Source organism: Streptomyces sp. NPDC057565 (assembly GCF_042801455.1).
Taxonomy (GTDB): domain Bacteria; phylum Actinomycetota; class Actinomycetes; order Streptomycetales; family Streptomycetaceae; genus Streptomyces; species Streptomyces yanii.
Genome location: NZ_JBHVFU010000003.1, coordinates 400,907 through 421,617 on the forward strand (window position 1 = coordinate 400,907; position 20,711 = coordinate 421,617).

25 protein-coding genes are annotated in these 20,711 nt (G+C 71.1%); 20 read left to right on the forward strand and 5 right to left on the reverse strand.

Annotated features, from left to right (window positions below; all coding sequences use genetic code 11):
* Positions 1-2 precede the first annotated feature (2 nt).
* From ybaK to ACFU8W_RS09055, 4 genes are all read right to left on the reverse strand, one after another.
* The gene (ybaK, locus tag ACFU8W_RS09040) at positions 3-512 is read right to left on the reverse strand and encodes a Cys-tRNA(Pro) deacylase (protein ID WP_384033833.1); all 510 of its coding nucleotides are present in this window, start codon (positions 510-512) and stop codon (positions 3-5) included.
* Positions 513-529: 17 nt separating this feature from the next.
* Entirely contained in the window at positions 530-1,279 is a 750-nt protein-coding gene (locus ACFU8W_RS09045; protein ID WP_384033836.1) for an LON peptidase substrate-binding domain-containing protein, read from the reverse strand.
* A 5-nt stretch (positions 1,280-1,284) separates the two neighbouring features.
* Positions 1,285-2,322 (reverse strand): hypothetical protein, encoded by a 1,038-nt coding sequence (locus tag ACFU8W_RS09050; protein WP_384033839.1) that lies wholly within the window; start codon positions 2,320-2,322, stop codon positions 1,285-1,287.
* Positions 2,323-2,551: 229 nt separating this feature from the next.
* The gene (locus tag ACFU8W_RS09055; RefSeq protein ID WP_384033842.1) at positions 2,552-4,159 is read right to left on the reverse strand and encodes an oxidoreductase; all 1,608 of its coding nucleotides are present in this window, start codon (positions 4,157-4,159) and stop codon (positions 2,552-2,554) included.
* 169 nt (positions 4,160-4,328) lie between these two features.
* On the opposite strand from ACFU8W_RS09055, the gene hisD reads away from it, so the two are divergent.
* The 10 genes from hisD to ACFU8W_RS09105 all read left to right on the forward strand — a co-directional run bounded on the left by hisD (position 4,329) and on the right by ACFU8W_RS09105 (position 12,102).
* On the forward strand, positions 4,329-5,678 hold the full coding sequence (hisD, locus tag ACFU8W_RS09060; RefSeq protein ID WP_384033846.1) for a histidinol dehydrogenase: 1,350 nt from the start codon (positions 4,329-4,331) through the stop codon (positions 5,676-5,678).
* Entirely contained in the window at positions 5,675-6,796 is a 1,122-nt protein-coding gene (locus tag ACFU8W_RS09065; RefSeq protein WP_384033849.1) for a histidinol-phosphate transaminase, read from the forward strand. Before hisD ends, ACFU8W_RS09065 begins: the two co-directional genes overlap by 4 nt.
* Entirely contained in the window at positions 6,793-7,389 is a 597-nt protein-coding gene (hisB, locus tag ACFU8W_RS09070) for an imidazoleglycerol-phosphate dehydratase HisB (protein WP_384033852.1), read from the forward strand. The genes ACFU8W_RS09065 and hisB overlap by 4 nt, the downstream gene beginning before the upstream one ends.
* The gene (locus ACFU8W_RS09075) at positions 7,386-7,553 is read left to right on the forward strand and encodes a hypothetical protein (protein ID WP_266986719.1); all 168 of its coding nucleotides are present in this window, start codon (positions 7,386-7,388) and stop codon (positions 7,551-7,553) included. Before hisB ends, ACFU8W_RS09075 begins: the two co-directional genes overlap by 4 nt.
* An 11-nt stretch (positions 7,554-7,564) precedes the next feature.
* Complete coding sequence (gene hisH, locus ACFU8W_RS09080; RefSeq protein ID WP_266986721.1) at positions 7,565-8,206, forward strand: imidazole glycerol phosphate synthase subunit HisH; 642 nt, start codon at positions 7,565-7,567, stop codon at positions 8,204-8,206.
* Entirely contained in the window at positions 8,206-8,934 is a 729-nt protein-coding gene (priA, locus tag ACFU8W_RS09085) for a bifunctional 1-(5-phosphoribosyl)-5-((5-phosphoribosylamino)methylideneamino)imidazole-4-carboxamide isomerase/phosphoribosylanthranilate isomerase PriA (protein WP_384033856.1), read from the forward strand. Before hisH ends, priA begins: the two co-directional genes overlap by 1 nt.
* Entirely contained in the window at positions 8,931-9,329 is a 399-nt protein-coding gene (locus tag ACFU8W_RS09090) for a RidA family protein (RefSeq protein WP_345514629.1), read from the forward strand. Before priA ends, ACFU8W_RS09090 begins: the two co-directional genes overlap by 4 nt.
* Positions 9,326-10,081 (forward strand): imidazole glycerol phosphate synthase subunit HisF, encoded by a 756-nt coding sequence (gene hisF, locus ACFU8W_RS09095; protein ID WP_384033860.1) that lies wholly within the window; start codon positions 9,326-9,328, stop codon positions 10,079-10,081. The genes ACFU8W_RS09090 and hisF overlap by 4 nt, the downstream gene beginning before the upstream one ends.
* A 162-nt stretch (positions 10,082-10,243) precedes the next feature.
* Positions 10,244-10,831, forward strand: a complete 588-nt coding sequence (locus ACFU8W_RS09100; protein WP_345514632.1) for a helix-turn-helix domain-containing protein — start codon at positions 10,244-10,246, stop codon at positions 10,829-10,831.
* 26 nt (positions 10,832-10,857) lie between these two features.
* Positions 10,858-12,102: an MFS transporter gene (locus tag ACFU8W_RS09105; protein ID WP_384033863.1), complete on the forward strand. Its 1,245-nt coding sequence runs from the start codon at positions 10,858-10,860 to the stop codon at positions 12,100-12,102.
* 54 nt (positions 12,103-12,156) lie between these two features.
* Here ACFU8W_RS09105 and ACFU8W_RS09110 read toward each other — a convergent pair whose 3' ends face one another.
* Positions 12,157-12,789 (reverse strand): TIGR03085 family metal-binding protein, encoded by a 633-nt coding sequence (locus ACFU8W_RS09110; RefSeq protein ID WP_384033866.1) that lies wholly within the window; start codon positions 12,787-12,789, stop codon positions 12,157-12,159.
* Positions 12,790-12,874: 85 nt separating this feature from the next.
* Here ACFU8W_RS09110 and hisI point away from each other — a divergent pair, with 85 nt between their 5' ends.
* The 10 genes from hisI to ACFU8W_RS09160 all read left to right on the forward strand — a co-directional run bounded on the left by hisI (position 12,875) and on the right by ACFU8W_RS09160 (position 20,706).
* Positions 12,875-13,255 carry a phosphoribosyl-AMP cyclohydrolase gene (gene hisI / locus ACFU8W_RS09115; RefSeq protein ID WP_266986735.1) on the forward strand — a complete coding sequence of 127 codons (381 nt, stop codon included), beginning with the start codon at positions 12,875-12,877 and terminating at the stop codon, positions 13,253-13,255.
* Between the two features lie 11 nt (positions 13,256-13,266).
* Positions 13,267-14,754, forward strand: a complete 1,488-nt coding sequence (locus ACFU8W_RS09120) for an anthranilate synthase component I (RefSeq protein WP_384033870.1) — start codon at positions 13,267-13,269, stop codon at positions 14,752-14,754.
* Positions 14,755-14,768: 14 nt separating this feature from the next.
* Positions 14,769-15,422: a TIGR02234 family membrane protein gene (locus tag ACFU8W_RS09125; protein ID WP_384033873.1), complete on the forward strand. Its 654-nt coding sequence runs from the start codon at positions 14,769-14,771 to the stop codon at positions 15,420-15,422.
* A gap of 187 nt (positions 15,423-15,609) precedes the next feature.
* Complete coding sequence (locus ACFU8W_RS09130) at positions 15,610-15,861, forward strand: HGxxPAAW family protein (protein ID WP_345514636.1); 252 nt, start codon at positions 15,610-15,612, stop codon at positions 15,859-15,861.
* 75 nt (positions 15,862-15,936) lie between these two features.
* On the forward strand, positions 15,937-16,419 hold the full coding sequence (locus tag ACFU8W_RS09135) for a DUF2752 domain-containing protein (protein ID WP_384034293.1): 483 nt from the start codon (positions 15,937-15,939) through the stop codon (positions 16,417-16,419).
* Between the two features lie 115 nt (positions 16,420-16,534).
* Entirely contained in the window at positions 16,535-17,344 is an 810-nt protein-coding gene (trpC, locus tag ACFU8W_RS09140; RefSeq protein WP_266986745.1) for an indole-3-glycerol phosphate synthase TrpC, read from the forward strand.
* An 8-nt stretch (positions 17,345-17,352) separates the two neighbouring features.
* On the forward strand, positions 17,353-17,571 hold the full coding sequence (gene trpM, locus ACFU8W_RS09145; protein WP_358857985.1) for a tryptophan biosynthesis modulator TrpM: 219 nt from the start codon (positions 17,353-17,355) through the stop codon (positions 17,569-17,571).
* 135 nt (positions 17,572-17,706) lie between these two features.
* Positions 17,707-18,993 carry a tryptophan synthase subunit beta gene (gene trpB, locus ACFU8W_RS09150; RefSeq protein ID WP_384033878.1) on the forward strand — a complete coding sequence of 429 codons (1,287 nt, stop codon included), beginning with the start codon at positions 17,707-17,709 and terminating at the stop codon, positions 18,991-18,993.
* Positions 18,990-19,802: a tryptophan synthase subunit alpha gene (gene trpA, locus ACFU8W_RS09155; protein ID WP_266986751.1), complete on the forward strand. Its 813-nt coding sequence runs from the start codon at positions 18,990-18,992 to the stop codon at positions 19,800-19,802. Before trpB ends, trpA begins: the two co-directional genes overlap by 4 nt.
* 76 nt (positions 19,803-19,878) lie before the next feature.
* Positions 19,879-20,706: a thioredoxin domain-containing protein gene (locus ACFU8W_RS09160; RefSeq protein ID WP_384033882.1), complete on the forward strand. Its 828-nt coding sequence runs from the start codon at positions 19,879-19,881 to the stop codon at positions 20,704-20,706.
* Positions 20,707-20,711 lie beyond the last annotated feature (5 nt).

A 20,711-nucleotide genomic window follows, 5' to 3' on the forward strand; every position in this document is an offset into this window, starting at 1 on the left:
CGCTACGCCCGGCCGATGGCCGCGAACACCGCCCCCGTCAGCGCAGCCAGATCCTTCGGGGCCAGTTCCACCTCCAGGCCGCGGCGGCCCGCCGATACGCAGATCGTCTCGTGGAACTGCGCCGACTCGTCCAGTACCGTCGGCAGCCGCTTCCGCTGGCCCAGGGGGGAGATGCCGCCCCGGACATAACCCGTCGTGCGTTCCGCCGCCGCCGGGTCCGCCATCGCGGCCCGCTTGCCGCCGACCGCCGCTGCCAGGGCCTTCAGGTCCAGGGAGCCGGCCACCGGGACGACCGCCACGGTCAGGGTGCCGTCCACGTCGGCCACCAGGGTCTTGAAGACCCGGTCGGGGGCGACGCCCAGCGCTTCCGCCGCCTCCTCACCGTACGAGGGGGAGGCCGGGTCGTGCTCGTACGCGTGGGTCGTGAAAGGGGTGCCCGCCGCGGTCAGGGCGACCGTCGCCGGAGTGCCGCCGGAGCCGGACTGCTGGTGCTTCTTCGGCTTCTTCGCCACGGGGCAGGGTCCTCACATCAGTTGGGGTGGGTCGGCGCCCTGGTCAGGTCGACTGCGGGCAGGGACGGCAGGTGCCGGATGACGGCCGTCTCGGAGCGCAGGAGCGTCAGTTCCTCGCGCAGGCGCGTCGCCGTGTCCGGCGCCTGCAGCAGTCGCTGCTTCGACGGGATGTCGAGGACCGCGGCGGCGGCCACCAGGTACGAGACGACCGACGGTTCGTCCGGCAGTTCCGCGCCCGTCGTCAGGGAACGCTCGCTCGCTCCGGCCAGTCGCTTCTGGTAGCTGCGGAACGCCCGCAGTACGCCCTCGGCAAGCGCGCCCGCCTCGTCGCCGGTGTCCTCTTCGAGCTCTTCGACCTCGGCCGTCAGGTAGGGGCCGCCCGCGTCGACCGAGAGCAGCTTGACCCGGGTGGTGCCGGTCGCCAGGACCTCGAAGCTGCCGTCCGCGCGTTCCCGGATCTTCGCCGCGTCCGCGACACAGCCGACCCGGTGGAACGTCTGGATCGGGTCGGGGCCGAAGCCGTCCGAGGGACCGCGCCCGGTGGCGGAGGGCACCGTGGTGGCGTCCGGCATTCCGGCGGCGGTGGGCGCTATCTCGCGGCCGTCGCGGATCGCGACGACCACGAAGCGGCGCGGTTCGTCCTCATCGGTCTTCAGCAGCTCGCGCATCAGGGCGCGATAGCGCTCCTCGAAGACGTTGAGCGGCAGCACGAGGCCGGGGAACAGCACCGCGTTCAGCGGGAAGAGGGGCAGACGAGCGGTGGTCACAACGGTCAAGCGTAATGGCCGCGCGACCCGCTGTGGTCGGCCCGGTACCGCAAAGGCATCCCGGATGCCACCTGGAGGCGTACCCCGTCCCGCGCGTCCAGGAACTGGCCGAGCGGATCGTCGGAGACCAGCGACCACGGGAACGACGTCGCATGGGGCCCGATCAGCCGGAACTGTTCCAGCGCCTCGTCCCAGCGCCCCCGGACGACCAGCACGTACGCCAGCAGATTGCGGACCTCGGCCGGCCACGGATCGCCCGGCTCATACGTGGCGGACAGCGCGATCGCCAGATCCGCGGCCCTGTCGATCCGCTCCTCCAGCACCGATGTGGTCTGTGTCTCGGGGCCGGCGATCAGGAGCGCGAACGCGGCCCGCACCGGCAGCGCCTGCACCAGTGAGCTGGGCAGCGAGTCCTCCGCGGCCTGTTCGGCGAAGTCGAAGCATTCGCGGTGCGAGCCGTACCAGGCGGCGGACAGGTACTGCAGCGCCGCGACATGGCAGCCGTAGTGGTGCGAGGAGCGCCGGACGGCCTGCTCCCACAGCGCCTCGAAGGCGGCATGCGGGGCATGCGTGCCGCGGGCGTGGTCGAGTGCGAGCCGCCAGGGCACCGGGTCGCGCGGATCGCTCTCGGCCGCCGCGGTGATCAGTGGTGCCACGTCGCGCAGCTGCTCGGCGCGGGCCGGTGACTCCCAGGCCCGCCGGACCGCCAGTTCGGCCTTGACGAGCAATGCGTCCGGGTCGTGCGGGGCGGCGGCGAGCCAGTCGGCCAGCCAGCTGTCGCGGTGGCGGGCGAAGGTGACGAGCCGGCCGAGGTAGCGGTCGCGATTCTCCCACTCGGCGGCGTCCCGGGTGGTGGCGAGGAGCTTGGCGGCCGGCTCGTACTCCCCGAGGGCGGCGGCGACGAGCGCGGGGGAGAGCCGTTCGTCGGGGGCATCGAGCAGCACCGCATCGTCAGCGGGCAGTCCGGTGGACAGCTGCGGCGCGTGCCGGATCATGCGCGCGGTACGGAGCAGGGCGCGAAGGAATGACATGGTGCAGGCCATTGAAAAACGCTGGTCGAGGCGGCGCCAGAGGGGCGCTGTGAAACTTTGGTGCCGAGTACAAGGGTTGCCCCGACGAGGGTCAACAAAGAGTAAAGGATGAGGTGGAATCTGGCTTGATTGTTTTGCTCCGGTGGTCGGTATCCGCGCTGGTCGGTCGAGGGAGACCGGTCGCCGTGTCCGCCGGGCCCTTGCCTGCGGGCAGCGGGCGGCCCGTGCCGACCGTGCCCGGTCAGCCGCGGCGCAGCAGCCGCGACGCGCCCGCCGCCACCGTCGTGGCCAATATCCACCCCAGCAGCACCAGCGCGGCCGCCGCCCACTGCCAGCCGCCCTCCATCCGCCAGTACCCGTCCTGTCCGAGGTTGATCACGGGCACCAGCAGATCCAGCGCGTACAGCGCCGCATTCCACTCCGGGTGCTCGTCCTGCTTGATCGCCGCCGGTTCGTACTGCGAGAAGGCCACCGTCCCGGCCGCCCACAGCACCGCCATCCACACCGCCGCCCGCCCGGGCCGGTAGCCGTACGCCACCGTCCAGTCCTGCAGGATCCCCCACAGCTTCGCGGCGGGCGGCAGCGTCTCGCGCCGGCGCCGCTGCTTGGCGAGCAGCACCTCGCGGGCGTCCGCGTCCTCCCCGCAGTTGCGCAGCACCGTCGCCAGCCGTTCGTACGGCTCGGGTACGTACTCGGGGGTCGCCGCCGCCAGCCACTCCAGGCGGCGGGAGAGCGGGAAGTGCCCGTACGGGACGAGGTTCTCGTAGACGAAACCGCCCATCGCGAGACCGCCGGGCCCCGGCCAGCTGGTCGACACGTCGATCAGCGTGACGACCTTCGCGCCGTTGAGCACGACCCGGCCCTCCTCCGGGCGCTCCGCGTTGAACCGCAGCTCCGGGGCGACGATCCGGCGCAGCGACAGCTCCTCGCGGGGCGCCAGCACGAACCTGGCCTTGTGCAGGTCGACCGCGTCACCGAACCGCCCGTCGTCCAGCCGCACTCCGCCGCGGCACTCGAAGACCTGAGCCCGGGTGCCGTGTGCCGGGGCCTGGGCCTGGGCCATGACGATGCCGTACGGGGGAGTGGTGCCCAGGTTCCCCGTGTCGACGCTGACCCATGCCTCGGTCATGTACAAGGTCCGCTCCACCGTCAGCTGCGGGGCGTTCAGTGCGCGCCGGGCACGCCCCGCCCGCAGCCGGCTGCCGCGCAGACTCAGCGAACCGCCGACCTTCGCGCCGCGCAGACTCAGCTCGCCACGCGTCTCGACCATCTCCGCCTGCAGGTCCTGCGCGACCGTCAGACCGTCCGCGGCGAGCGCGCGGCCCTGCCGGTCGGCCCCGAGCTCGATCTGGTTGAGCAGCAGATCGGTGCCGATATGGGCGTCGGTGAGCCGCATCCCGCGCTCGATCTGGCAGCGCGGCAGATGCAGATCGCCCTCGGTGCGCAGCCGCGCCGCCTCCAGCCGGGGCACCGCGCAGCCGACCATCCGCAGCGTCGTGAAGTGACACTCCGGCAGGACCACCTCCTCCTCGAAGCGGCAGCCCGTCAGCTCCACGTACGGAGCCACACGCCCGCCCGCGAGATCGAGCGTCCCGGTGATCCGTACCCCCCGGAGCTTCAGCGCGGCGACCCGTCCGGGCCGGGCGGGCGGCCCGCTCAGCAGCAGCCGGGCGACGACACGGGCGTCCACACTGCGCTCGGCGCCCCAGACCGTCGGCGCGAACGGGTCGTCCCGCATCGGGTCGCGGGCGCGCAGATCGTAGGTGCTGCCGTTCCGGAACGCCTGCCACATGCCCAGTTCCGCCGTGCTGAGGCTGTCCGGGATCTCGCTGTCCTGCGGTTCGGTCACCGGGGCCCCTTCCGCTTGCAGCTGTTATTCCCTCTGTGTTCCCTCTGGGTGACGGCGTGAACGCCGACGGTCAGTAGTGGCCGGGAGTAGTCGGCCGTGACGGCCGGGTCATGTATCAGCCAGTGATACGGGCGAACTGCCGCCGGAGGCGGTCTGAGAGAATTGGGGTGTGATCTCTCGAATCGATCTGCGCGGCGATGCCCTCCCCGAGGGCGGCGACCTGCGCGACCTGCTGCCCCGAGCCGAGTTCGACGTGGAAGCCGCACTGGAGACGGTGCGCCCCATCTGCGAGGACGTACGCCATCGTGGCTCAGCGGCAGTGATCGAGTGGGGGGAGAAATTCGACGGCGTACGGCTCGACTCGATCCGGGTCCCGGCCGCGGCCCTCTCCGAGGCGCTGGACCGGCTCGACCCCGCCGTACGGGCCGCCCTGGAGGAGTCGATCCGCCGCGCCCGCCTCGTCCACCACGAGCAGCGCCGCACCACGCACACCACACAGGTCGTCCCCGGCGGCACCGTGACCGAGAAGTGGGTGCCCGTCGAGCGCGTCGGCCTGTATGTGCCGGGCGGGCGCTCCGTCTACCCGTCGTCCGTGGTCATGAACGTCGTCCCGGCGCAGGAGGCGGGTGTCGAGGGCATCGCCGTCGCCTCCCCGCCGCAGAAGGAGTTCGGCGGTCTGCCGCACCCCACCATCCTCGCCGCCTGTGCCCTGCTCGGCGTCGACGAGGTGTACGCCGCCGGTGGCGCCCAGGCCATCGCGATGTTTGCGTACGGAACGGCCGAATGTCTCCCGGTGAACCTCGTCACCGGCCCCGGCAACATCTATGTCGCCGCCGCCAAGCGCCTCCTCAAGGGCCGCATCGGCATCGACGCCGAGGCCGGACCCACCGAGATCGCGATCCTCGCCGACTCCACCGCCGATCCGGTGCACGTCGCCGCCGATCTGATCAGCCAGGCCGAGCACGACCCGATGGCCGCCGCCGTCCTCGTCACCGACTCCGAGGAACTGGCCGCCGCCACCGAGGCCGAGCTGAAGCCGCAGATCGCCGCGACCAAGCACATCACCGACCGGATCGAGCCCGCGCTGGCCGGCCGTCAGTCCGCGATCGTCCTGGTCAACGATCTGGAGGACGGCCTCAAGGTCGTCGACGCGTACGCCGCCGAGCACCTGGAGATCCAGACCGCCGACGCCGCAGCCGTCGCCGACCGGGTCCGCAACGCCGGAGCGATCTTCGTCGGCCCGTGGTCCCCGGTCTCGCTCGGCGACTACTGCGCCGGCTCCAACCACGTCCTGCCCACCGGCGGCTGCGCCTGCCACTCCTCGGGCCTGTCCGTGCAGTCCTTCCTGCGCGGTATCCACATCGTCGACTACACGCGCGACGCGCTCGCCGAGGTCACCCACCATGTCGTGGCCCTCGCCGAGGCGGAGGACCTCCCCGCCCACGGCGCCGCTCTCAAGGCTCGATTCGCCGAAGGCGAACTGGACGAGCACAGTGGCTGGAAGGTTCCGCAGCAGTGACGAACAGCAGCACCACCCGTATCGACGACCTGCCGATCCGGGACGAGCTCCGTGGTCAGTCGCCGTACGGCGCGCCCCAACTCGACGTGGCCGTACGGCTGAACACCAACGAGAACCCGTACCCGCTCCCCGAAGCGCTCGTCGACCGTATCGCCGAGCGTGTCCGCGAGGCCGCCCGCGACCTCAACCGCTACCCCGACCGGGACGCCGTCGAGCTCCGTACCGAACTGGCCCGCTACCTCACCCGCACCGCCGGGCACGAGGTCGGTCTCGCCAACGTCTGGGCGGCCAACGGCTCCAACGAGGTGCTGCAGCAGCTGCTGCAGACCTTCGGCGGGCCCGGACGCACCGCGATCGGCTTCGAGCCCTCGTACTCGATGCACGCTCTCATCGCGCGCGGCACCGGCACAGGCTGGATCTCCGGACCGCGCAAGGACGACTTCACGATCGATGTCGACGCGGCCTGCAAGGCCATCGCCGAGCAGCGCCCGGACGTCGTCTTCATCACCTCGCCCAACAACCCCACGGGCACCGCGGTCGACGCCGCCACCGTCCTCGCGCTGTACGACGCCGCCCAGGCCGCCAGGCCCTCGATGGTCGTCGTCGACGAGGCGTACGGCGAATTCAGCCACCACCCCTCGCTCCTCCCGCTGATCGAGGGCCGGCCGAACATGGTGCTCTCGCGCACCATGTCGAAGGCGTTCGGCGCCGCCGGACTGCGCCTCGGCTATCTCGCCGCCGACCCGGCCGTCGTGGACGCCGTCCAGTTGGTGCGGCTGCCCTACCACCTGTCCTCCGTCACCCAGGCCACGGCACTCGCCGCCCTGGAGCACACCGAGACGCTCCTCGGATACGTCGCGCAGCTCAAGAGCGAGCGCGACCGGATCGTCACCGAACTGCGTGCCCTCGGCTTCGACGTGACGGACTCGGACGCCAACTTCGTCCAGTTCGGCCGCTTCGCCGACAGCCACACCGCCTGGCAGCAGATCCTCGACCGGGGAGTCCTGGTCCGGGACAACGGCGTACCGGGATGGCTGCGGGTCTCCGCAGGAACCCCGGCAGAGAACGACGCGTTCCTCGATGCGGTACGCGAACTCAAGAAGGAGCACGACGGATGAGCCCCCGCGTAGGCCGCGTGGAACGCACCACCAAGGAAACGTCGGTGCTCGTCGAGGTCAACCTCGACGGCACCGGAAAGGTCGACGTGTCGACCGGGGTCGGCTTCTACGACCACATGCTCGACCAGCTCGGCCGCCACGGCCTCTTCGACCTCACGGTCAAGACCGAGGGCGACCTGCACATCGACACGCACCACACGATCGAGGACACCGCCCTGGCCCTCGGCGCCGCCTTCAAGCAGGCGCTCGGCGACAAGGTCGGCATCTACCGCTTCGGCAACTGCACCGTCCCGCTGGACGAGTCGCTCGCCCAGGTCACCGTCGATCTCTCCGGCCGCCCCTACCTGGTGCACACCGAGCCGGAGAACATCGCGCCGATGATCGGCTCGTACGACACCACGATGACCCGGCACATCCTGGAGTCCTTCGTCGCCCAGGCACAGATCGCCCTGCACGTCCACGTCCCGTACGGCCGCAACGCCCACCACATCGTGGAGTGCCAGTTCAAGGCGCTCGCCCGCGCCCTGCGGTACGCCTGTGAGCGCGACCCGCGCGCCGCCGGAATTCTTCCTTCCACGAAGGGCGCGCTGTGACCGGCCTCAACACCGTTCTGATCGTCCTCGGCCTCTTCCTGGCCGGTGGCGTCTACTCCTTCTCGAAGCAGAAGATGCCCAAGGGCGTCATCGTGCTGCTCGGGATCGCATCCGTGATGTGCCTGGTCGCAGGTGTCATGCGGATCCAGGGACTCTGGGACTGAGGGAGCGACCTGTGAGTGAGAAGAAGAAGGTCGTCGTCTTCGACTACGGCTTCGGCAACGTCCGTTCCGCCGAGCGCGCCCTCGCCCACGTCGGCGCGGACGTCGAGATCACACGCGACTTCGACCGGGCGATGAACGCCGACGGGCTGCTGGTGCCCGGCGTCGGCGCGTTCTCCGCCTGCATGGAGGGGCTGAAGAAGGCCCGCGGCGACTGGGTCATCGGCCGCAGGCTCTCCGGCGGCCGGCCCGTGATGGGCATCTGCGTCGGCATGCAGATCCTCTTCGAGCGCGGCATCGAGCACGGCGTGGAGACGGAGGGCCTCGACGAGTGGCCCGGCACCGTCGCCCCGCTGAAGGCCCCGGTCGTCCCGCACATGGGCTGGAACACCGTGCGGTCCCCCGAGGACTCCGAGCTCTTCGCCGGTCTCGACCCCGAGGCCCGGTTCTACTTCGTGCACTCGTACGCGGTGCACGACTGGAGCCTCGAAGTCACGAACGCCAGGATCAGGGCCCCCCGGGTCACCTGGGCCACCCACGGTGAGCCGTTCGTCGCCGCCGTGGAGAACGGCGCCCTGTGGGCCACCCAGTTCCACCCCGAGAAGTCCGGCGATGCCGGCGCCCAGCTGCTGACCAACTGGATCGGAACACTCTGATGTCCACCACGCTTGAGCTCCTCCCCGCCGTCGACGTCCGCGACGGCCAGGCCGTCCGCCTCGTGCACGGCGAGTCCGGCTCCGAGACCTCGTACGGCGACCCCCTGCAGGCCGCCCTCGCCTGGCAGAAGGCGGGCGCCGAGTGGCTGCATCTCGTCGACCTGGACGCCGCGTTCGGCACCGGTGACAACCGGGCGCAGATCGCCGAGGTCGCCCGCTCCATGGACATCAAGGTCGAGCTGTCCGGCGGCATCCGTGACGACGCCTCGCTCGCCGCCGCCCTCGCCACCGGCTGCACCCGGGTCAACCTCGGTACCGCCGCCCTGGAGACCCCCGAGTGGGTCGCCAAGGTCATCGCCGAGCACGGCGACAAGATCGCCGTCGGCCTCGACGTCCGCGGTACGACGCTCCGCGGCCGCGGCTGGACCCGCGACGGCGGCGACCTCTACGAGACCCTCGCCCGCCTCGACTCCGAGGGCTGTGCCCGCTACGTCGTCACCGACATCGCCAAGGACGGCACGCTCCAGGGCCCCAACCTGGAGCTCCTGAAGAACGTCTGCGCCGCCACCGACAAGCCGGTCGTCGCCTCCGGCGGCGTCTCCTCGCTGGACGACCTGCGGGCGATCGCCTCGCTCGTGCCGGAGGGTGTCGAGGGCGCGATCGTCGGCAAGGCGCTGTACGCGAAGGCGTTCACCCTCGAAGAGGCGCTGCAGGTGGTCTCCGGATGACCGATTCCGTCAACCGCATCTCCTCCGGCGCACCCTGGGAGGACAAGTTCGGCTACTCCCGCGCGGTGCAGCTGCCGAACGGGCTGGTCCTGGTCGCCGGCTGCACGTCGGTCGTCAACGGACAGATCTCCGCGGGCGGCCCGTACGAGCAGGCCGTCGTCTCCTTCAACGTCGCCTTCGACGCACTGAAGCAGGTGGGGCTGGGCCGCGAGGACGTCGTCCGTACCCGGATGTACATCACGCACGCCCGGGACGTGGACGAGGTCGGCCGTGCCCACAAGGAGCTGTTCGATGACGTCCGCCCCGCCGCTTCCATGATCATCGTCTCCGGTTTCGTCGACCCCAGCCTGGTCGTCGAGGTCGAGGTCGAGGCCTACCGGGAAGGTGCGCAATGAGTCTCGCGGTACGAGTCATCCCGTGCCTGGACGTCGACAACGGCCGGGTCGTCAAGGGTGTCAACTTCCAGAACCTGCGCGACGCGGGTGACCCCGTCGAGATGGCCAAGCTGTACGACGCCGAGGGTGCCGACGAGCTGACCTTCCTCGACATCACCGCGTCCAGCGGCGACCGGGAGACGACCTACGACGTGGTGCGCCGCACCGCGGAGCAGGTTTTCATCCCGCTCACCGTCGGCGGCGGTGTCCGTACCGCCGACGACGTCGACAAACTGCTGAGGGCCGGCGCCGACAAGGTCGGCGTCAACACCGCGGCGATCGCCCGCCCGGACCTCATCCGGGAGATCGCCGAGCGGTTCGGCCGACAGGTCCTCGTGCTGTCCGTGGACGCCCGGCGTACCCCCGCGGGCACCTTCGAGGTCACCACGCACGGCGGCCGCAAGGGCACCGGCATCGACGCCGTCGAGTGGGCGCACCGGGCCGCCGAGCTGGGCGCGGGCGAGATCCTGCTCAACTCGATGGACGCCGACGGCACGAAGGACGGCTACGACACCGAAATGATCACGGCGGTCCGCACTCATGTCACCGTCCCCGTCATCGCCTCCGGCGGCGCGGGCCGGCTCGCGCACTTCGCACCGGCCATCGCGGCGGGCGCCGACGCGGTGCTCGCCGCGTCCGTCTTCCACTTCGGCGATCTGCGGATCTCCGAGGTCAAGGGCGCTCTCAGGGAGGCCGGACACCCGGTCCGCTGACCGCAGTACTCCGTCGATCGCCGGACGAGCCGTTGTGGCCCGTCCGGCGATCGACGTTTTGCGGGCCGTCCCCTCACGGCATCGGGGCGGTATCCGAGATTCCACAACTTTTATTGCACAAAAAAGATTGTGCAAGTTTTCTTTTCTGTCTACGGTGAGGGCATGGCAAGCAACGAATCTCGCCGGATCTCGGACCTGGAGACCCTGAAGGCCTTCGGGCACCCCCTGCGGATGAAGCTCTACCGGGCGCTCTACATCTCCCGTAAGGCCACCGCCTCCCAGCTCGCCGAGCAGGTTGACGAGGCGGTCTCGCTGGTCAGTTACCACCTGCGCAAGCTCGCCGACCACGGCCTGATCGAGGAGGCCGAGCAGCAGGGCAAGGACGGCCGCGAGCGCTGGTGGCAGCCGGCCTCGAAGGGGCTGAACGTCCATGCCGAGGATTTCAGTGACGCGCCCGAGAAGGTCGCCACGCACACCGCCATCGGTCGGCTCTCGTTCGACCAGCACGTCGAGCTGTACCGCAGCTACATCGACTCGGCCCAGAGCTGGTCACTGGAGTGGCGCAGCGCCGCCTCCGGCTCCGAGTACCTGGCCCGGCTCACCGCCGACGAACTCGCCGCGCTCAGCCGTGAGGTGCACGAACTGATCGACCGGTACGAAGAGCTCGGCCGCGCCCGCGACGAGGCCGGAGACACGGAAGGCCGCGAGAACGTCGCCATGCACCTGTACGCATTCCCGTTCCGCACCTGAGTCGCCGCCCCGGGAGGACGACCCTCATGACCGTCACCGTCACGGCCACGAAAGCACCCGAACGCCCGGCCCACCGCGACGGCAACGTCCTGCGCTGGCTCGGCGCCTACGCCGCGTCGATGATCGGCGACAGCGTCTACTACATGGCGCTCGCCTGGTCCGCCGCCCGCACCGGCAGCGCCACCCAGGCCGGGCTCGTCCTCGCCGTCGGCTCCATACCCCGGGCCCTGCTGATGCTCGGCGGGGGAGTGCTCGCCGACCGGCTCGGCCCGCGCCGCGTCGTCATCGGCAGCGACGCCGCCCGCTGTCTGGTCGTGCTGGGCCTGGCGGGCGCGCTGCTGTTCACCTCGCCCGCCGTGTGGATGCTGGTCGCCGTCGCGCTCGTCTTCGGTGTGGTCGACGCGCTCTTCCTGCCCGCCGTCGGCGTCCTGCCGCCCCGGATCACCGCCGCCGGACAGCTGGCCCGCGTCCAGGGACTGCGGGGACTCGCCTCCCGTGCCGCCAATGTCGTCGGAGCCCCGCTCGGTGGCGCCGCAGTGGCTTTCGGCGGCCCGACCCTCGCGTTCGCCGCGGCCGGAGTGCTCTTCGCCGTGTCGCTGCCGTTGCTCCTTGCCCTGCGGATCAGCCCGCTGCCCGCAGCGGAAGCCGGTGAACCGTCCGGCACCGCCTGGCACGACCTGACCGACGGGCTGCGCCACATCCGCCGCCACCCGGTGCTCGGACCGCTCATGCTCGCCGTGGCCCTCAGCGAGCTGGGCTTCACCGGGCCGTTCAACCTCGGCCTGGTCCTGCTTGCCGGGCAGCGCGGCTGGGGGGCGTCCGGCATGGGCTGGATCGTCGCCGCGTTCGGGATCGGAGCCGGTGCGTCGGCGCTGCTGCTCGCGGTGCGCGGCCGGATGCCACGGGCCGGTCTCGTCATGTGCCTGACGGTACTGGTCGGCGCACTCGCCACAGCCGTTCTGGCCTTTGCCCCCTCGGTGGGCCTCGCCGCCGCGGTCGCCTTCTGCGTCGGGCTCTTCGCCGGACTCGGCGGCGCCCTGTGCGGCGCCCTGATCCAGACCGTCACCGACCCTGCCTACCTGGGGCGGGTCACCTCGGTCTCGACGCTCTTCACTCACGCGATCGCCCCGCTCAGCTACCCGGTCACAGGAGCCGCCGTCGCCGCCTGGGGCACCGGCCCGGTCTTCGTCACCAGTGCGGTGGTGTGCGCGGCCGGGGCGACGACCGGTCTGGCCTTCACGCGACTGCGCCGCGCCGAACTGCCGCACTGACATCGGGCGGCGGGCCGCGCGTACGGCACGCCGCCGGCCGCGCGGCCCGTCGTCCTACATGCCGAGCTCCGCCGTCCGCAGCCGGGCCACCGCCTCCTTGTCGCCCTCGACCTCCACCCGGGCCGCGTCCTGCCGCCCGGACGCGTACAGCAGCAGTTCGCCCGGCTCGCCGGTGACGGTCACCACCGGAGTGCCCTTGTGCGCCACCGCGGTCTGCCCGTCAGGGCGGCGCAGCACAAGACCCACCGGTGCCTTGCGCCCCATCAGCCGCGCCGCCTTCTCCATGCGCGACCAGAGCGCATCGGCGAAGACCGGGTCCAGCTCCCGCTGCGACCAGTCGGGCTGCGCCCGGCGCACATCCTCGGCGTGGATGTAGAACTCCACCGTGTTGGCCGCCTCGTCCACCTGCTTCAGCCCGAACGGCGACATCCGGGGCGGCCCCGTACGGATCAGCTGGATGAGTTCCTCGTACGGCTTCTCGGCGAACTCGGCCTGCACCCGTTCGAGCCGGTTCTTCAGCGGGCCGAGCAGCACCCCGGCCGCCGCGTCCGGTCGGCGCTCGCGCACCACGACATGGGCCGCCAGGTCCCGGGCCGTCCAGCCCTGGCACAGAGTGGCGGCTTCGGGGCCCGCCGCCTCCAACAGGTCGGCAAGCAGAAGTCGTTCGCGCTTCGCATGGGTCGACATGCTCGCCAGCGTACGACCGGGTCCCGCGGTCCGCCCAGTGGACGTCTCACGTAACCGCCCTCGCGACCACGGCAGAATGGGACCCATGACCAGCATGCCCGCGCCCAGCACCCCGCCCGCCAGCAGCCTGGACCCCGCCATCGCCGCCCGTCTCAAGCGCGGCGCCGACGGACTGGTCCCGGCCATCGCCCAGCAGTACGACACCGGCGAGGTGCTCATGCTCGGCTGGATGGACGACGAGGCCCTGCACCGCACCCTGACCACCGGCCGCTGCACCTACTGGTCGCGCAGCCGCCAGGAGTACTGGGTCAAGGGCGACACCTCGGGCCACATCCAGGTGGTCAAGTCCGTCGCCCTCGACTGCGACGCGGACACCGTTCTCGTCAAGGTCGACCAGACGGGTGCCGCCTGTCACACCGGTGACCGGACGTGCTTCGACGCAGACGTACTCCCGCTGGGACAGTAGGGTCAGCCGCCATGGATCTTGAGACCTTCCGCAAGCTGGCCGCCGACCGGCGTGTCATCCCCGTCAGCCGCCGACTCCTCGCGGACGGCGACACCCCGGTCGCGCTCTACCGCAAGCTCGCGGGCGAGCGCACCGGCACGTTCCTCCTCGAATCCGCGGAGAACGGCCGTACCTGGTCCCGCTACTCCTTCATCGGCGTCCGCAGCGCCGCCACCCTCACCGTCCGCGACGGGCAGGCGCACTGGCTCGGCACCCCGCCCGTCGGCGTCCCCGTCGACGGGGATCCGCTGGACGCCCTGCGCGCCACCGTCGAGGCCCTGCACACCACGCGCGACCTGCACTCCGGCATGCCGCCGTTCACCGGCGGCATGGTCGGCTATCTCGGTTACGACATCGTGCGCCGACTGGAGCGGATCGGCGAGCACGGAGGCGACGACCTGCAGCTCCCCGAGCTGACGATGCTCCTCACCTCGGACCTCGCCGTCCTCGACCACTGGGACGGCAGCGTCCTGCTGATCGCCAACGCGATCAACCACAACGACCTGGAGACCGGGGTCGACGAGGCGTACGCCGATGCCGTCGCCCGGCTCGACGCCATGGAGGCGGACCTCTCCCGTCCGGTCGAGAGCGCCCCCGTGGCCCTTCCGCCGTCCGAGCTCCCGCCGTACACCGCGCTCTGGGGCGGCCAGGCCTTCCAGGACGCGGTCGTCGACGTGAAGGAGCGCATCAGGGCCGGCGAGGCGTTCCAGGTCGTCCCGTCCCAGCGCTTCGAGACCCCGTGCACGGCAAGCGCGTTGGACGTCTACCGGGTGCTGCGCGCGACCAACCCGTCGCCGTACATGTACCTCTTCCGGTTCGAGGGCTTCGATGTCGCGGGTTCCAGCCCCGAAGCCCTCGTCAAGGTCGAGGACGGGCGCGCGATGGTCCACCCGATCGCCGGGACACGGCCCCGCGGCGCCACCCCGCAGGAGGACCAGGCTCTCGCCGACGAGCTCCTCGCCGACCCGAAGGAACGCGCCGAGCACCTGATGCTCGTCGACCTCGGCCGCAACGACCTGGGACGGGTCTGTGTGCCCGGCAGCGTCGAGGTCGTCGACTTCATGTCGATCGAGCGGTACTCGCACGTGATGCACATCGTCTCCACGGTCACCGGCCGCGTCGCCGAAGGCCGTACCGCCTTCGACGTCCTGACCGCGTGCTTCCCGGCCGGGACTCTCTCCGGCGCCCCCAAGCCGCGGGCCATGCAGATCATCGAGGAGCTCGAACCCACCCGCCGCGGACTGTACGGAGGCTGCGTCGGCTACCTCGACTTCGCCGGGGACTCCGACACCGCGATCGCGATCCGTACGGCTCTGCTGCGCGACGGCACCGCGTACGTCCAGGCCGGAGCGGGAATCGTCGCCGACTCGGACCCGGTCGCCGAGGACACCGAATGCCGCAACAAGGCCGCCGCGGTCCTGCGCGCCGTCCATACCGCCAACCGCCTCCACGAAAGCTGAACGGGTAAGGGATAGTGGGGTACGTGAGTGCTGTCCCCGTACCCCAGCCCCGTGCCCGAGCCGCCACCGCGCCCGACGCCACGGGAAGCCGCCGCAGCCTGGCCGTCGGCCTGCTTCTCGGGGCGGTCGGTGCCACCGTCGTCCTCCTCGCCTCCGGCCAGACATGGGCCGAGGGCAAGGCCGCCGTCGGCGGCGGCTCCCTGCCTCTGACCGCCGACGGCCAGGACGTCACCGGACTCCCGGCGGCCCTCGCCATCGTCGGCCTGGCCGCCCTCGTCGCCGTCTTCGCCGTCCGCAGCACCGGCCGGCTGCTCGTCGCCGGGCTGCTCGCCCTCAGCGGCCTCGGCGCCGGACTGAGCGCCTACCTCGGCGCCTCCGACAGCGCGGCCCTCGACGAGAAGGCGGCGCAGACCACCGGCGACACCTCCGCCACCATCGACGCCCTCAGCCACACCGCCTGGCCGTACGTCACCGCCGTCGGCGGACTGCTGATCCTCATCGCCGGGCTGCTCGCCCTGCGGTACGGGAAGTTCTGGCCGACCATGTCGGGCCGGTACGAACGCGACGGCACTCCGCGCCCCCGCAAGGCCCCCCGCACCGCCCCGGACCCGGACCGGCCCGAGGACCTGTGGAAGGCCCTGGACCGCGGCGAGGACCCGACGCACTGAAGGACTTCCCGGCGCGAGCGGGGCGTGACCGGTGGGACACACCACGGGTACGACCCCCAGCTCACGTCGTACCCGTCCGTACGGGACAATGGTGGTGAGCTTTCTGCACAGCGGCAGCACAGCGCCACCAGCTTTGCGTACAGCGATACAGCGATACCCACAGCGCAACACCAACGAGGAGCAACTCATGGCGGGCAGCAGCCACGGTCACACCCCGGCCGCCTGGACCGGTGTCATCATCTCGTTCATCGGCTTCTGCGTCGCAGGCGTCTTCATGGTCGCGGCCAACCCGCTCGGCTTCTGGGCAGGTATCGCGGTCATCCTCATCGGCGGAGTCGTCGGTTTCGCGATGAAGGCCGCCGGCCTCGGCATGCCGAAGGAGTCGGCCGAGATGGCCGCCGCCCGGGCGCGAGCCGGACAGGCCCAGACGTCTTCCTGACGCCGGTCGGAACATCGTGAGAGGCGCAGCCCGGGCCGGGCTGCGCCTTTCCGCGTGAGCGGGGACAATCACCGGGTGGACGCCTCGCCTTCTCCCGCAGCCGCACCGGGCCCGCCCGGTCAACAGCCCGCGCCGGCCTTCCCGCCGGCACCCGTGCCCGCATCACCTTTCCGGCGGCTCGTCACCCCGGTGGCGGTGATGGCGGCCGTCATCGGGGCCTTCGGCTACGTCGGCGCCGTCGACCCCAACCAGCCGGGCCACTACCCGGTCTGCCCGATGCTGCAGGTCACCGGCCTGTTCTGCCCCGGCTGCGGCGGGCTGCGCAGCGCCCACGCCGTTGCCCACGGCGATATCGCCGCCGCCTTCGGCTCCAATGCCCTCGCCGTCGTCGGCTACGCGATCTTCGCCGCCGTCTGGGTGGTCTGGATGGTCCGCGCGAGCAGAGGAATGCCCGTACGGATCAACCTTGCACCGGCCTACTGGTGGGGGATCGGCGCCGTGCTGCTGATCTTCACCGTCGTTCGGAATCTGCCGTTCGGATCAGTACTGGCGCCATGAATGCCCAGCTAGTGGGACATTCGGCGGCCGGATGCGGGCCCTCGGCCCTCCTACGGATACCATCGAGATGGCTGATCCTGTTCCCTCATCACCGTCCCGGAAGGGGGCCGCTCGCGTGAGTGTGCTCGACGAGATCATCGACGGCGTCCGCGCCGACCTCGCAGAGCGGCAGGCGCGTGTCAGCCTCGACGAGCTCAAGGAACGCGCGGCGCGCGCTCCGGCGGCCAAGGACGGAGTCGCCGCCCTGCGCGGCGAGGGCGTGACCGTCATCTGCGAGGTCAAGCGCTCCAGCCCCTCCAAGGGGGCCCTGGCCGCGATCGCCGACCCGGCCGCGCTCGCCGCGGACTACGAGGCCGGTGGCGCGTCCGTCATCTCCGTCCTCACCGAGGAGCGCCGCTTCGGCGGTTCGCTCGCCGACCTGGAAGCCGTCCGCGCCAAGGTCGACATCCCGATCCTGCGCAAGGACTTCATCGTCACCTCGTACCAGCTCTGGGAGGCCCGCGCCTACGGCGCCGACCTCGCCCTGCTGATCGTCGCCGCCCTCGACCAGGAGGCCCTCGTCTCCCTGATCGAGCGCGCCGAGTCCATCGGCCTCACGCCGCTGGTCGAGGCGCACGACGAGGAGGAGGCGGAGCGCGCCGTCGACGCCGGAGCGAAGATCATCGGTGTCAACGCGCGCAATCTGAAGGACCTCAAGGTCGACCGCTCCACCTTCGAGCGTGTCGCCCCCGAGATCCCGGCGGGCATCGTCAAGGTCGCCGAGTCCGGCGTCCGCGGCCCGCACGACCTCATCGCCTACGCAAACGCCGGCGCCGACGCCGTACTCGTCGGCGAGTCCCTGGTCACCGGCCGCGACCCGCGGGCCGCTGTCGCCGACCTGGTCGCCGCGGGCGCCCACCCGGCCCTGCGGCACGGACGGGGCTGACCCGCACCATGTCCGCCGACCGTCCCCTGCCCCGCACCCGGCCGCGCCTGCGCCTGGCCGTGGTGACGGCTGCCCGGGACCCGCACGCGCCGCTGGCGCGCGGCTGCCGCCCCCGCGGCTGCCGCGCCCCCGCGCGCCGCGTGCACGGACGGCGGGTGCGGTATGTGATCGGCGACGAGCCCGGCCAGGTCAACGGCATGCGATGGCGCACGGGGACCGCGCTGTAGCGAGCCCCGGCCGACGTACTCGCACCACCCACTCGTACGTACGACCGCACCGTCCGACCGTCCCCGGTCGCGGCGGCGCTCTGCTGACGGCGCATACGGTGAACCCACCCGTTGCCATGACGAGGAGCACGTCGGATGTCATCTGACTTCTTCATTCCGGACCCCGAGGGTCTGATCCCCAGCGCCGAGGGCTACTTCGGCGCGTTCGGCGGCAAGTTCATCCCGGAGGCGCTCGTCGCCGCCGTGGACGAGGTCGCCGTCGAGTACGACAAGGCGAAGGCCGACCCGGCCTTCGCCGCCGAGCTCAATGAGCTCATGGTCAACTACACCGGTCGGCCCAGTGCGCTGACCGAGGTGCCGCGCTTCGCCGAGCACGCGGGCGGAGCCCGGATCTTCCTCAAGCGCGAGGACCTGAACCACACCGGCTCGCACAAGATCAACAACGTGCTGGGTCAGGCGCTGCTCACCAAGCGCATGGGCAAGACCCGCGTCATCGCCGAGACCGGCGCCGGCCAGCACGGCGTCGCCACCGCGACGGCCTGCGCCCTCTTCGGCCTCGAATGCACCATCTACATGGGTGAGATCGACACCGAGCGGCAGGCGCTGAACGTGGCGCGGATGCGGATGCTCGGCGCCGAGGTCGTCGCCGTGAAATCCGGCTCCCGCACGCTCAAGGACGCCATCAACGAGGCGTTCCGCGACTGGGTCGCCAATGTGGACCGCACGCATTACCTCTTCGGTACGGTCGCGGGCCCGCACCCCTTCCCGGCGATGGTCCGCGACTTCCACCGCGTCATCGGCGTCGAGGCCCGACGGCAGATCCTGGAACGGACCGGCCGGCTGCCGGACGCCGCGATCGCCTGTGTCGGCGGCGGCTCCAACGCCATCGGCCTGTTTCACGCCTTCATCCCGGACGCGCACGTCCGGCTGATCGGCTGCGAGCCCGCCGGACACGGCGTGGAGACCGGCGAGCACGCGGCGACCCTGACCGCGGGCGAGCCCGGCATCCTGCACGGCTCGCGCAGTTACGTCCTCCAGGACGACGAGGGTCAGATCACCGAGCCCTACTCCATCTCGGCCGGTCTGGACTACCCGGGCATCGGCCCGGAGCACGCGTACCTCAAGGACATCGGTCGCGGCGAGTACCGCGCGGTCACCGACGATGCCGCCATGCAGGCGCTGCTGCTGCTCTCCCGCACCGAAGGGATCATCCCGGCCATCGAGAGCGCCCACGCGCTGGCCGGAGCCCTGGAGGTCGGCAAGGAGTTCGGCAAGGACGGGCTGCTCGTGGTCAACCTGTCCGGCCGCGGCGACAAGGACATGGACACGGCGGCCCGCTACTTCGGGCTGTACGACGCGGACGCGACCGTCGAGGCGGACGCGGGGAACGGCGACGCCGAGATCGAGGAGGACGCCAAGTGAGTGGCAACATCGAGTTGTTGAGCGCCGCTCTCGCCGGTGCCAAGGCGGAGGACCGTGCCGCGCTCATCGCCTACCTGCCGGCCGGGTTCCCGACGGTCGACGGCGGCATCGAGGCCGTGAAGGCCGTCGTCGCCGGTGGCGCCGATGTCGTCGAGGTGGGCCTGCCGCACAGCGACCCCGTGCTCGACGGGCCGGTCATCCAGACAGCCGACGACATCGCTCTGCGCGGCGGCGTGAAGATCGCCGACGTGATGCGTACGGTCCGCGAGGCGTACGAGGCGACCGGCGCCCCGATCCTTGTCATGACGTACTGGAACCCCATCGACCGGTACGGCATCGAGCGGTTCACCGCCGAGCTCGCCGAGGCGGGCGGCGCCGGGTGCATCCTGCCCGACCTGCCGGTCCAGGAGTCCTCGGTGTGGCGCGAGCACGCCGACAAGCACGGTCTCGCGACCGTCTTCGTCGTCGCACCGAGCAGCAAGGACGAGCGCCTCACCACCATCACCGCGGCCGGCTCCGGCTTCGTCTACGCGGCCTCGCTGATGGGGGTCACCGGCACCCGCGAATCGGTCGGCGAGCAGGCCCAGGACCTGGTCCGGCGCACCCGCGCCACGACCGAGCTCCCGGTCTGCGTCGGCCTCGGCGTCTCCAACGCCCAGCAGGCCGCCGAGGTCGCCGTCTTCGCCGACGGGGTGATCGTCGGCTCCGCCTTCGTCAAGCGGATCCTGGACGCCCCCGACGAGGCGTCCGGTCTCGCCGCGGTCCGCTCATTGGCGGGCGAATTGGCCGAAGGCGTTCGAAAGCGCTGACATCGGGTGTAATCCATCCGGGTGGACCTGGGGCCGGGGAGGCACGCACGTGCCTCCCCGGTTCGTTGCTGCGGGTGTGAGCGAGAACAACCAAGAGGGAAAAAGGGCCGCGCGCGACCGGCTCATCCAGCAGCGTGAGCAGGAGAAGGCGCGCGAGCGCCGCCGGCGCACGCTGATCGTCTCCACCGCCGTGGTGGGTGTGCTGGCGCTGGCCGCCGTCATCGGCGTGATCGCCGCGAATTCGGGGGGCAAGGGCAACAAGGCGAGCAAGTCGGGGCCGGCCGTCGCACCGTCGGGGGCGACGGGCAAGGACAGCCTGGCCATCCAGGTGGGCGCCAACGACGCCCCGTCCACGCTGACGGTCTGGGAGGACTTCCGCTGCCCGGTCTGCGGCCAGTTCGAGAACGCGTTCCGGGACACGATCCACCAGCTGGAAAACACCGGACAGCTCAAGGTCCTGTACCACCTGGTCACGCTCATCGACGGCAATCTCGGCGGCAGCGGATCGCTGGACGCGGCCAATGCGGCCGCCTGCGCACAGGACGTCGGGAAGTTCTCCGCGTACCACGACGTCCTGTACCGCAATCAGCCGCAGGAGACCGACGACGCCTTCGGCAAGAGCAGCAGGCTGATCGAGCTGGCGGGCAAGGTCGAGGGCCTCGACACGCCCGACTTCCGCAGCTGTGTGGAGGACGGCACGCACAACACCTGGGTCCAGAAGTCCCACACCGCCTTCCAGACCGGCGGATTCCAGGGCACGCCGACCGCGCTCCTCAACGGCGAATCGATCTTCCCGAAGAAGGGGAACGAACCGATCACCGTGGCGAACCTGAAGAAGTGGGTCGCCGAGGCGAACAAGGGCAAGCAGCCGGGGAAGGTCACCCCGTCGCCCTCCGGTTCCTGAGTCAC